Below are 12,246 nucleotides of genomic sequence, written 5' to 3'. Positions count from 1 at the left end.
CTCAGGCTCCCTGCAGCAGGGGATCGAGGCGACCGGTGCGTTCGAGGGCATGGAGCTCGTCGCAGCCGCCGATGCCCCGATCGGCGATGAAGATCTGGGGCAGGCTGGTGCGGCCATCGGCGCGGTCAGCCATGGCGGCGCGGGCCGCGTCATCGCCATCGATGCCGTATTCGGTGTAGGCGACCCCTTTGCGATCGAGCAGCGCCTTGGCGCGCATGCAGAACGGGCAGAACCGCCAGGTGTAGATCTCCACGCTGGGACTGGCGGAGGAGGGAGCGGGGGATGCCGCCATCAGGCTGGACCGGTGCTTTGGCTGGATCTTAGGAGCGGCCCCGGTCGGGGAGCGCCGACGCGGGCGTGGCAAGCAGGCGCGGCTGATACGGTCGAATCCACCACGCCCCAGGCCCGCCGGTGCTCGATCTCACCGATTTCAAGCGCGATCTCTCCGAACTCACCGACCGCCTGGGCCATGCCCAGGACTGTCTTTGACGTACCGGCCCTGAACGCGCGCCAGCAGGATCTCGAGCAGCTGGCCTCCCAGCCCGGCTTCTGGGACGACCAGCAGCAGGCCCAGAAACAGATGCGCCAGCTCGATGAGGTGAAGGCTCAGCTGGAGCAACTGCAGCAGTGGCAGGCGGCGATCGATGACGCCCGCGCCACGCTGGAGCTCTACGACCTGGAACCCGACGAGGAACTGCTGGGCGAGGCCAACGGCGGCCTGCAGAGCCTCAAGGGCGCCCTCGACCGCTGGGAACTGGAGCGGCTGCTGAGCGGCCCCTACGACAAGGAAGGCGCCGTGATCTCGATCAACGCCGGCGCCGGCGGCACCGACGCCCAGGACTGGGCGCTGATGCTGATGCGCATGTACACCCGCTGGGCCGAAGACCACGGCATGAAGGTGTCGGTGGACGAACTCTCGGAAGGGGAGGAGGCGGGCATCAAGAGCTGCACGATCGAGATCGACGGCCGCTACGCCTACGGCTACCTGCGCAACGAGAAAGGAACCCACCGGCTGGTGCGGATCTCGCCCTTCAACGCCAACGACAAGCGCCAGACCAGCTTCGCGGGGGTGGAGGTGATGCCGAAGCTGGACGAAGACGTGAAGCTCGACATCCCCGACAAGGATCTGGAGGTGACCACCTCCCGCTCGGGCGGCGCCGGCGGCCAGAACGTGAACAAGGTGGAAACAGCGGTGCGGATCCTGCACATCCCCACCGGCCTGGCGGTGCGCTGCACCCAGGAGCGCTCCCAGCTCCAGAACAAGGAGAAGGCGATGGCGCTGCTGATGGCCAAGCTGCTGGTGATCGCCCAGGAGCAGCGGGCGTCGGAGATCGCCGACATCCGCGGCGACATCGTGGAGGCGGCCTGGGGCAACCAGATCCGCAACTACGTGTTCCACCCGTACCAGATGGTGAAGGATCTGCGCACCGCTGTGGAAACCACCGATGTGCAGGGGGTGATGGATGGCGATCTCGATCCCTTCATCCAGGCGCTGCTGCGCCAGGGTGTGGAGATCGCCGCCGATGAGGCCGCCTGAGCCCCGTTGATCCCCTGATGGCCAATCCCCAGATGCCTGAGAGCAACCCCCCGGACGCCCCCGGCGCGACCACGGCAGCTCCCGCAGTGCCGCCGCCGAGCTTCGTGAAGCTGGCGATGCGCAACATGGTGCGCAAGGGGCGTCAGAGCCTGCTGCACTTCGGGCTCACCGCCGTGGGGCTCAGCTCCCTGCTGCTGCTGCTGGCCTGGTTCGGCCGCCCCACCCTGCCGCAATGACGCTGCCAGCCGCCCACGGCAACCTGCCGCTCCCGCCCGACCTCGACCTCGCTTTCTCCAGCGACGACGACCTGCCGGACGATCTGCTCGCCGCCGCCGGAGATCTGGCCGATCCGCTGGCGGGGGCCGATCTCTGGCACGGGGCTCTGAGCGTGTGGCTGGCGCAGCTGCAGGGCGAACTGCCGCCCGAGCTGGCAGCGTCCTCCTACAGCCTCGGGCTCACCCTGGTGAACGATGCGGCGATGGCGGAGCTGAACGCCGACTGGCGCCAGAAGGAGGGCCCCACCGACGTGCTGGCCTTCGCGGCCCAGGAGGAGGCGCCACCGCTGCCGACCGGCGGCGACGACGACGAGGACAGCGAGCCGCTCGAGCTCGGCGACATCGTGATCTCCGTGGAGACGGCCGCGCGGCAGGCCGAGGCGGCGGGCCAGAGCCTGGCGCGGGAGCTCACCTGGCTGGCCAGCCACGGCCTGCTGCACCTGCTGGGCTGGGACCACCCCGACGACGCCCGCCTGGAGGCCATGCTCGCCCGTCAGGACCAGCTGCTGGAGGGCATCGCTGCGGCGGCGCCAGCAGGAAGCGGCGACGCCGGCCCGGTGTGCGAGCCGTGACCGGCTGGGGGAGCGTGCCAGTGAAACCAGCGGTATGGTTCGACGCAGGCCCGAGTTGCGGCGCCCATGACCACGCTGCTGCCACGCTCCACCGAACCGATGGCGAGTGAAGCTCCTCGCCGGGGGCGCGGCCGCCGGGGCGGTGCCTGGAGGGTGGCCGGCGATCTGCCGCTGAGCCTGCGCTACGCGATGCAGGGGCTGGGCTACAGCTTCGTCAGCCAGCGCAACTTCCGCATCCATGTGATCACCGGCGCGGTGGTGTTCGGCCTGGGGCTATGGCTGCAGCTGAGCCTGGATCGCCTGGCAGTGCTGGTGCTCACGGTGGCGGCGGTGCTGGTGCTGGAACTGCTGAATACGGCGATCGAATCGGTGGTGGATCTGGCGATCGGGCGCCGCTTCCACCCGCTGGCCAAGATCGCCAAAGATTGCGCAGCCGCCGCCGTGCTGGTGGCCGCCCTGGCTGCCGTGCTGATCGCGGCGCTGCTGCTGGTGCCAGCCCTGCTCCTGCGGCTGGGGCTTTGAGCCGCCCAAACCGCCGCTCCCTGGCGCGGGTGGGTTGAATGGCGGCTGGTCCGGCAGCCGGGATGCTTCTCGTTCTCGACAACTACGACAGCTTCACCTTCAACCTTGTGCAGTACCTGGGTGAGCTGGCGGCGCAGCACCCGCTGGCGGCCGAGCTGCGGGTGGAGCGCAACGACGCGCTCACGCTGGAGCAGATCCGCCAGCTGGAGCCGGCCGCGATCCTGATCTCGCCGGGCCCCGGTGATCCGGATCAGGCGGGCGTGTGCCTGGAGGTGCTGGCGGCGCTGGGGCCGACGGTGCCGATCCTGGGGGTGTGCCTGGGGCACCAGTGCCTGGCCCAGGTGTACGGCGGCAAGGTGGTGCGCGCCCATGAGCTGATGCACGGCAAAACCTCACCGGTGCTGCATGCAGAGGTGGGGGTGTTCGAGGGGTTGCCCAACCCGCTCACGGCCACCCGTTATCACAGCCTGATCGCCGAGCGCGAGAGCCTGCCCGACTGCCTGGAGATCACCGCGTGGCTGGAGGACGGCACGATCATGGGGCTGCGGCACCGGCAGTACCGCCACGTGCAGGGGGTGCAGTTTCACCCGGAGAGCGTGCTCACCCAGAGCGGCCATCAGCTGCTGGCCAACTTCCTGCGGCAGGCCGCCAGCACGACGAGCGGAACCAGCCGGTAGGGCTCGCCCCGGCAGCGCTGCTAGGTTCCGCCAAGATCCGGCGCCATCGGGGCGCGAAGCAGCCCATGGCGTCCGACTCCCCGGCACCGGCCCCGTCCCGGCGCCGCCTGCTTGCCCAGCTGCTGGTGGGGGGCTTGGCCCTGGCGATGCCCCTGGCCCTGGCGATGCCGCCGGCCGGCCATGCTGCCGGTGGAGTGAGCATCACCAGCTACGGGCACAGCGCCCTGCTGATCCGCGGCGGTGGCGCCACGGTGCTGCTGAATCCGTTCAAGGCGGTGGGCTGCGCCGCCGGGCTGCCGGAACCGAGGGTGAGCGCCGACGTGATCCTGGCCAGCAGCCGCCTGCTGGATGAAGGGGCGCCGGTGGCCACCGGTCGCTTCCTGGCCAGCCCGGGCTCCTACCGGGTGGCGGGGCTGCGCATCGAAGGCTTCGCCGCCCCCCACGACCGCCTCGGCGGCCGCCGCTTCGGCATGGCCACGCTGTGGCGCTGGAAGCAGGGAGGACTGGAGATCGCCCACCTCGGCGGCACGGCCGCACCGCTGAAACCGGAAGACCGCGTGCTGCTCGGCAAGCCCGATGTGCTGATCATCGGTGTGGGCGGCGGCGCCAAGGTGTACACGGGCGCCGAAGCCGCTGAAGTGGTGCGCGAACTGCAACCACGCCGCGTGATCCCGGTGCAATACGTGAGCGGCACCACCCCAGCCAGTTGCGACCAGGGCAGCGTGAAGCCCTTCCTTGATGCCATGCCCGGCACCCCCGTGCAGCGCCCGGGCCGCACGGTGACCCTGGGGGCGCCCCTGAGCGACGCCACGCAGATTCTGGTGTTGCGCTGAAGACGGGCGTCCTGCTGACCAGCGAGCCTTAGGCCTCAGCCATGGAGCCCATGACCACCGGGTGCTGCGGAGTTGCTGACTCCGATCAGGCGCCGAGCCCGCTCCAGCAGCTGCGGAAGTTGTTCCGCCAGAGTTGCAGTCCGCTCATGGTTGGCCAGGAAGTGGTCGAGTTCACGCTCCATCTGCAGCAGATAGCCCTGCAGCACCCCCACATGCTCCTTTTCCAGGTCAAGGGAGCGTTCAAGCTGTTCACAACGCTCCTCCAGCTGGCGGTGTCCTGCGCTCGCCTTCAACCCCTGGCCTTCCAGCGCTGACAGGATCCGGGCCAATGGCATTGGTCGGCGCCAGTCGACACCCTCGGCATGGCCGCTGGCATCGGCCCATTGCTGGGCGTCAAGCCAAGCCTTCAGAAGGCTCGGTCGGGCCTCCAGCAGTGCACGCGTGGCCAATTCCATGGCGCCGCTCGATACCCCGCTCGCCAGGATTCCGCGGCGTTGCCCAGTGGCCAGTTCTGGCAGTTCTGCGGCCAACAGCGCTGCCCCATCGCCACAGATGTTGATCAACTGGATCCGTTCCCGCCAGCGCCGCTTCAGTGCCGCCGATCTGGAGAGATCTGTCTGCCATTGATCAAGTGCGGCCTCCAGCTCCTGGGGATCGTCAGTGCGCATCACCACGTCCGCCAGTCCGTCCGCCAGTTCCCCGTAGCAGATCCAGATGCGTGTGGACTCCCCCACTGCCGCAGGTTCCTGACAGGCAAGCTCCTGCAGCGAAGGAGCCCCAGCGGCCTGGCTGTACATCAGTCCGCTGCCGGGCAGGCCATACAGCCAGAGGGCGCCATGGCCGTCGTAGGAGATGGTCTGGGGCGATAAACCCATGGAGTGGTGGCTATCGCCGATCCCGTGGCTCCATCCTGCCGCCCTTGCCTCACGGCTGCCCGGCCAGCCCTTCGGCGGTGGGCTGCTGGCCAAGGCCAGACAATGGGAGCACACCACCAGGGGCTCGCCTTGCGGAGGGAAACACTGCTGGAGAGTCTGCGCCGGTTTCCCGGTGATGCCGGGATGATTCAGCGGCTGGGGCAGGAGCTTGAGGCCAGCGGCGATTGGCCATTGATGGTTGAGGCGCTTCAGCCCCAGCTCCAGCACGTGAAGGCCGGCACACCGCTGGAAGCGCAGATCACTTACCTGCTGGCGAAGGCCTCCCTGGAACTTGGCGACGAGCGGCGCTCCTTGGCGCTGATTGGTCGCTCCCTGCTCGGACGCCCGGATTTCGCCTTCAGCCACCACATCAAGGGTCGGGCGCTCGCCCGGCTGCAGCGCTGCGCCGAAGCGATTGCCGCGCAGCAGCGCTGTGTGGAGCTGGCTCCCACGTTTTGCTGGGGTTGGTTTGAGCTCGGTTGCCAGCTGCGGCACCAAGGCGATCTTGAGCAGGCCATGGGCAGCCTTCGCCGCGCCCTGGCTCTGCAGCCTGCTGAGAATCAGCACCACCACCGCCTCATTGAACGGGCGCTGGGAGAGGTGGAAGCTGAGCTCGCCCAGCGGGAACGCCAGGAAGCGGCCTTGTCGCTCTGGCCGGATCGTGCGCTGGTGCCACAGGGACAACGGCTCCCGTCACTGGACGAAATCGAGCTGCAACTGGAGCAGTTCCGCCTGTTTCTCCATCGCCACGAAGCCCGGCGAAGCCGCTGAACCGGCAACACGTCAGTCCCAGCCGGGGATCTGCAGTTCGCGGGGGCGGCCATCGTGGTGCAGTGCACTGCTCGCGCCCGGCCAGCACAGGCCTGGGCCGGCCATGGCTGCGGGCCAGCGTTGCCGCAGACCGGTGAGGCCGGCATGGCGGGCCGCGCGGTCGTCACCACGGCTGTGGCGGCTGCTCCCCTCTGCATGAACAAGCACCGCCTCCGGGGTGAGCACATGCCGCAGGCCGAAGGCTCCAAGCCGCAAGCAGAAGTCCACGTCGTTGCCTTCCACCGGCAAGGCTGGATCGAATCCACCCGCCTCAAGAAACAGCGGCCGCCTCACCATCAGGCAAGCGCCGGTGAGGGCGGGCCAGGTGGTGAGAAAGGAACTGCGGGAGCGGTGCACGTGATGGTCTGGCGGCAGATCGCGGTAGGGGTGGGCACAGCCATCCCTGCCCAGCCCCGGCAGCACCCCGGCGTGCTGCAGGCGCCCTGCAGGCGTGAGCAACAGGGCGCCTGCGCAGCCCACCACCGGGCGCAGCGCCTGGGCCGCCAGGCTTTCGAGCCAGCCGGCGTGGTGCCCACGGCGCTGCAGAGGGCGCACATCGTTGTTGAGAAACAGCAGCAGATCTCCACGGGCGGTGCGGGCTGCCCCGTTGTTGAGCAGGCTCCAGTTGAACGGGCCATCGCCATCCAGCCAACCGGCCCGCAGACCTGGCCGCTCCTGCCATCGGCGCTGCAGCTCGGCGCTGGCCTGCTGGCGTGAACCGTTGTCGACCACCCACACCTCAAGGCGCAGCCGGGGCGTCTGCGCCCGGTCAACCCCATCGAGGCAAGCCGCCAGCAGATCGGGGCGATCGCGGCTGGGCACGATCACGCTCACCAGCGGTGGCGAGCTAGGCAGGGCCCAGGTGAAACGGAAACCGGCCACCCCGCCAGGCTGCGCTGATCCCGGCGGCTCCACCGTGTGGGGCGTGACGGCCGTGACCGCCTCACCCAGCTCACGCAGGTGGCGGTGCAGCAGGTCGGAGCGAGCGATCGCCGGCATGGCGAAGGGCTGGCCGCCTGCGGCAGCACGGCGGTGCACCAGGATCCGCGGCAGGGCAACCAGGCGCGGCTGGCAGGCGAGGGCCTGCAACTGCCAGGCGAACAGGGCGTCGGGTGCGGCAGGCGGTGGTGGCAGGTCGGCCTGCTGCAGCCAGTCGAGCCGCCACACGCTCAGCCCATCCAGCCAGGGGGTGCTCCAGAAGCTCTCCGGCTGCCAACCCGGCTTGAACCAGGGCCCAAAACGCTCGCCGGTTGGGCTGATCAGGTCTTCGTCGGCGTAGAGGCCATCGGGGAGCTGTTCACCAGCTTCCAGCCGGCGCTTCAGTTCGGCCGCCATCCAGCCCAGAGCCCCCGCCCGCAGCTGGGCGCCGGCACCGACGCAGACCTGCCAACCGGGCAGCGGATCAGCCGGCTCGACAGGGGGCAAGGGCAGCTCCAGGTGCCGGCGCCAGTAGCGGTAAGCGGCGGGGCCCAGCCCATCGGCGAGGGTCTCGCCGTCGAGAGCGGCGAGGCCCTCCAGCCGTTGCCGGCGGCGAGCGATCCAGGGCTGGTGTGGCAGGGCTGCCGCGGCTGCGGCCATGGCCCCGGCGGCAGCCGGCCAGTCGTTCTGCTCTTCCAGCAGTTCCGCCAGAGCGAAAGCGTTCCAGCCGAGGTCTGGATCGCAACGGGCACTCTCACGCTGCAGGCGGATCGCCTCCGGGCGCCGCCCCTGGCGCGCTCGCAGGCGGCCCAGCAGATGCAGGGCTGCGCCATGGCGCGGATCCAGCGCCAGGCATTCCCACAATGCAGCTTCCGCCTCAGCCCAGTGCTCCCGCTCGAGGGCCTGCTCGCCGAGGGAATACCAGTGCTGCGGTGTGGAAGCCAAGGGGAGGCCACACTGGATGGGTTGCCACAGCTCAGTGTCGCCCCTGGTTGTGAATCTGTGGGGCCATCTCGGCGGTGGGTTCGGCCTGGGCGAGGGTGCGCTGTGCACGGCGCGAGCCCTGCGTGCCGCCGGGCTCACGGTGCAGCTGCGCCACCTGCCCCTGGCGACCCATGCCGATGGAGCTGAGGGCGCCGCCGCGGGGCCAGCCGCCGCCGCGATCGATCTGGTGCACACCAACCCCAATGTGCTGCGGCAGACCGATGGCCTGGCGGAGCGGTTGCAGCTGGAGGCACCGCTGCGGATCGGCTTCTGGGCCTGGGAGCTGGAGGCCTTCCCCGACGGCTGGGAGGTGGGCTTCTCAGGCCTCGATCAGCTCTGGTGCCCTTCGCCCTTCTGCGCTACCTCCCTTGGTCAGCGCAGCCCGGTGCCGGTCACGGCGTTGCCGCATCTGATCGATTGGCAACGCGCCGACCGGCTGGCGCAGTTGCGCGCCGGCCGCAGTGGCGGTGGGGAGCCCTTCACCGTGCTCTATGCCTTCGATTTCTGGAGCACCCGCGGCCGCAAGAATCCCGACGGCGTGATCGAGACCTTCCTCGCCGCCTTCCCGGCAGGCGGTGCGCTGGAGGCGCGGCTAGTGCTCAAGCTCGCCAGTGCCAGCCAGTTTCCGGAGGCCACCGCCCAACTGGTCGAGCGCTGCGCCGGCGATTCCCGCCTGCAGCTGATCACCAACCACCTGTCTGCGGGCGCCTTTGATGCCCTCTACGCGCAAGCCGACGTGGTGCTCAGCCTGCATCGGGCCGAGGGGTTCGGACTGCTGTTGGCCGAAGCCATGGCCGCTGGCATCCCGACGGTGGCCAGTGGCTATGGCGGCAATCTCTGCTTCATGCCCCCGGGAAGTGCGGTGCTGGTGCCTTGCCGCCGGGTGGCGATCCAACGCAGTGAGGGCGACTACCGGGCCGGTTGGTGCTGGGGCGAACCGGATCTGGAGGTGGCGGCGGCGGCCCTGCGGCGGCTGGCCGAGCATCCGGACCAAGCGGCCCAGCTGGGCGCGGCGGGGCGGCGGGCGGTGCGGCAGGCCCTCGATCCAGCGGCCCTCGCCGCAGTGGTGGCCGAACGGATCGGCTGCCTGCTGCGCTGGGGGGGCCGGGCCGAACTGGTGAAGGCCCTGCCGCCCGATCACCCGCTGCGCCGGCTTCAGTGACCCTCGGGCTGCGGCAAGGGCGACTGCAACCGTTCGAGCCGCTGCCGCAGGGGAGCTGACCAGGGGGTATCGATGGCCTGCAGAAGCTGCTTGGCACTGTCGAGATCCAGGCAGCTGAGGCGCCGCATGCAGACCAGGGCCCGCACCGTCTGATCGGCGGCGCCATTGGCGCAGAGCCACTCCGCCAGTTCGGGGGCCAAGCCGGAGCTGGCGGCGGCGCAGGCGCCCTCCTGCCAGCCGGGTTGCTGCTGGCTCGCCAATTGCTGAAGACGCTGCAGCGCCCGCGCCGGATCGAGGGGCACCAGCACCTCCAGCAGGTTGCGCACGGTGAGGGGGCTGTCGCTGCCCCAGGTGAGAGCCTGCTCGTAGGCCGCGGCCGCGGCCGTCAGGCGCTGCCTGCCGCGATGGGCGTCGCCGAGCTTGTGGGGCGTCCAGAAGCTGCGGCTGCCGGCGGCCAGGGCCCGCTCCAGGGCAGCTTCGCAGGCATCGAAGCGCCCTTGCATCAGCATCACGTAGCCGAGCAGGTCGAGCAGATCAGGGGCCTCGGGGGTGAGCAGCAGCAGCCGCTGCAGGGCACCTTCGGCCACGGGCCAGTCGGCCTCGGCCAGGGCGCGCCGCAGCAGCTCCGTCCATGACGCCGACGGGGTGCTCATGGTGAGGGGAGCTCCTGGCCACGGGCCACCGCATCGAGCAGCTCGATCTGGGCGCTGACGCAACGGCGGTGATCGAAGTGGGCGGCCACATGACGGCGGGCACCGAGCCGCAGCGCAGCGGCAGCAGCGGGCTGCTCCAGCAGGGGCACGAGCAGGTCGAGCAGGGCCTGCGGATCGTCGGCGGGCAGCAGCCGGCCGTTCACCCCCTCCAGCACCAGCCCCTCCACGCCGGCATCCTGGCTGGCCAGAACGGGAGCGCCGCAAGCCATCGCCTCCAGCAGGCTCCAGCTGGGCACGTAGGGGCGGCTGAGGTAAACGTGCAAGCGGCTGATCTGGAACAGGCACCTGAGCTGGGAACGGGGCAGCAGGCCGGGTGTGTGCAGGCGGCTGCGGTCGATGCTGTCGCCGAGGCGAGCCAGCAGATGGGCCAACCAGCTCTCGCTGCCGGGGGGTGCGGCGCCGTAGCAACCGCGGTCGCAGGCACCGGCCAGCACCACCTGCAGGCGGGGCAGGCGGCGTTGCAGGGCCGGCAGCACGGCCAGCAAACGATCGAGGCCCCGCAGTGGTTCGAGACTGCGGGCCGCAAAGCTGAGCACCATCGCTTCGGGGCCGAGGTTGACGCCGCCGGGGAGCTGGAGGCGGGCGAGCGGATCGGGGGCACAGGCCTGCAGGTCCACGCCTTCGTGGATCACCCGGAGGCGGGGGTGAAGCCAGGCCGGGTAGCTGTCGCGCTGGAAGCGGCTGGCCGTGAGCCCCACTGCCATGCGGCGGATGGCCAGAGCGTCAGCCCACTGCTGCAGCTGCCGCCTGCCTGGCGAGGCCGCCCCGCCCCACACCTGGGGGGAGCTGAGGTCGAGTTCGAGCAGAGCCACCAGGGGGGCGGCGGGGAAGAGGTCGTCGAGCAGGAGCGCATCGCCCCAGAAACAATGCGCGAGCACCACATCGGGCCGCCATCCCGACGCGGCCAAGGGCGTGAGGCAGGCCACCACCCGGCGTGCCTGGTGCCAGGGAGCCAACAGGCGCCGCTCGGGATCGCCATGGCGCAGATCGTTGTGCACGTTGCCGCCCGTGGCGAGCCAGCGCAGACGGCCAGCCAGGGCCGGATAGCTGCCCGTTCGGCGGCCCACCACCACCACGTCGTCGCCGCGGTTGACAAGGGCGGGCGCCAGATGCTGGAACTGACCAGGAAAATTCTGGTGCAGCAGCAGCACGCGCAGCGCCAACGTCAGCGGATGGTGCGCAGGGCCCGTGCACCGCCGGTAAATCTGGAAAACAAGAGTTCGAGGATGCTGACTTTGTCGAGTTTGAGGTGGGCGGTGAGTGCCATGCCGGCCTGAAGCGAGTAGCGCTGGCCATCGGCTTCGAGGTATTGGCGGCTGAGCTGCAGCTTTGCTGGAAAGCGTGGGGTTTGCACGGGGCTGTTTTCGGCGGGCGGCAGTGCATCGGTGCCGATGGAGACGACCTCGGCGGGCAACCAGCCGTAGCGGTCACGCGGGTAGGCGGAAAACTCGACTTCGGCTCTCTGGCCGGGGCGCACAAAGGCAAGGTCAGCATCGGGCAGGTCGACCTCGGCCCGGAGGTTGTCGCTGGGCACCAGCTTGAGCAGGGGTTCGGTGCCACGGGCCACCAACCCGGGCTTGGCCTGGAGATCGAGCACCGTGCCATCGAGAGGCGCCTTGAGCACCGTCTGCCGCAGACGGTTGCGGGTGGCCACCAGACTGGAGCGGTTGGAAGCCAGCTCCCCTGCCAGCAAGGCTTCCTTCTGTGCCGATTCGGCCTGGAGCTTGGTGATCTCGGCGCGGGTGGAGCGGATGCTGGATTCCAGTTCCACCCGCTTCTTTTCGGTGTCGAGCACGTTGAGCTGGCCGTATCCGCCCTCCTGGGCCAGGGGCCGCAGGCGGGCGAGCTGCTCGTTGGTGATGGTGAGCTGCTCCTGGGCGCCGGCCAAGCGGGCATTGGCCTCGCCGATCGCGGCCTCCAGCCGCTGCAGCTCGGCGATGGCGTTGGCCTGAAGGGATCCCTGCCTGTCGACCAGCGAGGCCGATTCAGCCGTGAGGGTTTCAGGATCGAGCACCACCAGGGGCTGGCCCGCCCGCACCAGCTGGTTTTCCTTCACCAGCACCTTGCTCACCACCCCCTGCTCCGTGGAGGCCACATCCTGGGTGGAGCGCAGCGTTTTGAGGCGGCCTGGCACGGTGACAACCCGGTCGACCTTGATGAACACCGCACTGGCCAGCAGAGCCAGCACCAAAACGGAGAGGGCCGAGCCGATCGCCACGGGCATCCAGGAGGCCGGCCGGCTTTCGAGGCGGATGTCTTCGCTGGAAAAGCCGGTGTCTTCGATGGAGCCCAGCATCCGGTTGTCCGACCGGACGGGGTGGTGGGCCGC

At 69.8% G+C, this 12,246-nt stretch carries 14 protein-coding genes; 8 read left to right on the top strand and 6 right to left on the bottom strand.

All coding sequences use genetic code 11. The annotated features are described in order from the left end of the window. Position 1 precedes the first annotated feature (1 nt). Entirely contained in the window at positions 2-292 is a 291-nt protein-coding gene (grxC, locus tag ACXMDP_RS03595) for a glutaredoxin 3 (protein ID WP_094511805.1), read from the bottom strand. A gap of 119 nt (positions 293-411) precedes the next feature. On the opposite strand from grxC, the gene prfB reads away from it, so the two are divergent. From prfB to ACXMDP_RS03565, 6 genes are all read left to right on the top strand, one after another. Beyond that, a protein-coding gene (prfB, locus tag ACXMDP_RS03590; RefSeq protein ID WP_144036962.1) for a peptide chain release factor 2 occupies positions 412-1,537 on the top strand; the annotation gives its coding sequence in 2 pieces (ribosomal slippage) (positions 412-486 and positions 488-1,537; 1,125 coding nt in all). A 32-nt stretch (positions 1,538-1,569) separates the two neighbouring features. After that, complete coding sequence (locus ACXMDP_RS03585) at positions 1,570-1,773, top strand: DUF3285 domain-containing protein (protein ID WP_259729200.1); 204 nt, start codon at positions 1,570-1,572, stop codon at positions 1,771-1,773. After that, on the top strand, positions 1,770-2,384 hold the full coding sequence (ybeY, locus tag ACXMDP_RS03580; RefSeq protein WP_259729149.1) for an rRNA maturation RNase YbeY: 615 nt from the start codon (positions 1,770-1,772) through the stop codon (positions 2,382-2,384). Before ACXMDP_RS03585 ends, ybeY begins: the two co-directional genes overlap by 4 nt. A 99-nt stretch (positions 2,385-2,483) precedes the next feature. Further along, positions 2,484-2,906 (top strand): diacylglycerol kinase family protein, encoded by a 423-nt coding sequence (locus tag ACXMDP_RS03575; protein WP_259729201.1) that lies wholly within the window; start codon positions 2,484-2,486, stop codon positions 2,904-2,906. 62 nt (positions 2,907-2,968) lie between these two features. Continuing rightward, complete coding sequence (locus ACXMDP_RS03570; RefSeq protein WP_259729150.1) at positions 2,969-3,583, top strand: anthranilate synthase component II; 615 nt, start codon at positions 2,969-2,971, stop codon at positions 3,581-3,583. A 65-nt stretch (positions 3,584-3,648) separates the two neighbouring features. Beyond that, on the top strand, positions 3,649-4,416 hold the full coding sequence (locus tag ACXMDP_RS03565; protein ID WP_399232776.1) for an MBL fold metallo-hydrolase: 768 nt from the start codon (positions 3,649-3,651) through the stop codon (positions 4,414-4,416). 35 nt (positions 4,417-4,451) lie between these two features. Here ACXMDP_RS03565 and ACXMDP_RS03560 read toward each other — a convergent pair whose 3' ends face one another. Further along, positions 4,452-5,291 carry a hypothetical protein gene (locus ACXMDP_RS03560; protein ID WP_259729151.1) on the bottom strand — a complete coding sequence of 280 codons (840 nt, stop codon included), beginning with the start codon at positions 5,289-5,291 and terminating at the stop codon, positions 4,452-4,454. A gap of 102 nt (positions 5,292-5,393) precedes the next feature. On the opposite strand from ACXMDP_RS03560, the gene ACXMDP_RS03555 reads away from it, so the two are divergent. Next, a complete protein-coding gene (locus ACXMDP_RS03555; protein ID WP_457767080.1) occupies positions 5,394-6,101 on the top strand; it encodes a tetratricopeptide repeat protein in 708 nt (235 codons plus the stop codon). Positions 6,102-6,113: 12 nt separating this feature from the next. Here ACXMDP_RS03555 and ACXMDP_RS03550 read toward each other — a convergent pair whose 3' ends face one another. Further along, positions 6,114-8,003, bottom strand: coding sequence for a glycosyltransferase (locus tag ACXMDP_RS03550; protein WP_259729153.1), 1,890 nt, complete (start codon positions 8,001-8,003; stop codon positions 6,114-6,116). A gap of 34 nt (positions 8,004-8,037) precedes the next feature. On the opposite strand from ACXMDP_RS03550, the gene ACXMDP_RS03545 reads away from it, so the two are divergent. Continuing rightward, positions 8,038-9,204 carry a glycosyltransferase gene (locus tag ACXMDP_RS03545; protein WP_259729154.1) on the top strand — a complete coding sequence of 389 codons (1,167 nt, stop codon included), beginning with the start codon at positions 8,038-8,040 and terminating at the stop codon, positions 9,202-9,204. Here ACXMDP_RS03545 and ACXMDP_RS03540 read toward each other — a convergent pair. The 3 genes from ACXMDP_RS03540 to ACXMDP_RS03530 are packed head-to-tail and all read right to left on the bottom strand — an operon-like array spanning position 9,198 to position 12,213. Continuing rightward, positions 9,198-9,857 (bottom strand): hypothetical protein, encoded by a 660-nt coding sequence (locus ACXMDP_RS03540; protein WP_259729155.1) that lies wholly within the window; start codon positions 9,855-9,857, stop codon positions 9,198-9,200. The two genes, ACXMDP_RS03545 and ACXMDP_RS03540, sit on opposite strands and share 7 nt — an antisense overlap. Then, positions 9,854-11,080 (bottom strand): glycosyltransferase, encoded by a 1,227-nt coding sequence (locus ACXMDP_RS03535; protein ID WP_259729156.1) that lies wholly within the window; start codon positions 11,078-11,080, stop codon positions 9,854-9,856. Before ACXMDP_RS03535 ends, ACXMDP_RS03540 begins: the two co-directional genes overlap by 4 nt. A 2-nt stretch (positions 11,081-11,082) precedes the next feature. Then, positions 11,083-12,213: an HlyD family secretion protein gene (locus tag ACXMDP_RS03530; RefSeq protein WP_457767079.1), complete on the bottom strand. Its 1,131-nt coding sequence runs from the start codon at positions 12,211-12,213 to the stop codon at positions 11,083-11,085. Positions 12,214-12,246: the final 33 nt, after the last annotated feature.

This window comes from Cyanobium sp. ULC065 (assembly GCF_977927515.1).
The sequence above is the reverse complement of the archived record's forward strand: the minus strand, read 5'-3'. Positions and strand labels throughout refer to the sequence as shown.

Excerpts from the sequence above, each read along its gene's own strand:
- grxC (WP_094511805.1), bottom strand. The coding sequence starts at position 292 with ATGGCGGCATCCCCCGCTCCCTCCTCCGCCAGTCCCAGCGTGGAGATC.
- ACXMDP_RS03585 (WP_259729200.1), top strand. The coding sequence starts at position 1,570 with ATGCCTGAGAGCAACCCCCCGGACGCCCCCGGCGCGACCACGGCAGCT.
- ybeY (WP_259729149.1), top strand. The coding sequence starts at position 1,770 with ATGACGCTGCCAGCCGCCCACGGCAACCTGCCGCTCCCGCCCGACCTC.
- ACXMDP_RS03575 (WP_259729201.1), top strand. The coding sequence starts at position 2,484 with ATGGCGAGTGAAGCTCCTCGCCGGGGGCGCGGCCGCCGGGGCGGTGCC.
- ACXMDP_RS03570 (WP_259729150.1), top strand. The coding sequence starts at position 2,969 with ATGCTTCTCGTTCTCGACAACTACGACAGCTTCACCTTCAACCTTGTG.
- ACXMDP_RS03565 (WP_399232776.1), top strand. The coding sequence starts at position 3,649 with ATGGCGTCCGACTCCCCGGCACCGGCCCCGTCCCGGCGCCGCCTGCTT.
- ACXMDP_RS03560 (WP_259729151.1), bottom strand. The coding sequence starts at position 5,291 with ATGGGTTTATCGCCCCAGACCATCTCCTACGACGGCCATGGCGCCCTC.
- ACXMDP_RS03555 (WP_457767080.1), top strand. The coding sequence starts at position 5,394 with ATGGGAGCACACCACCAGGGGCTCGCCTTGCGGAGGGAAACACTGCTG.
- ACXMDP_RS03540 (WP_259729155.1), bottom strand. The coding sequence starts at position 9,857 with ATGAGCACCCCGTCGGCGTCATGGACGGAGCTGCTGCGGCGCGCCCTG.
- ACXMDP_RS03530 (WP_457767079.1), bottom strand. The coding sequence starts at position 12,213 with ATGCTGGGCTCCATCGAAGACACCGGCTTTTCCAGCGAAGACATCCGC.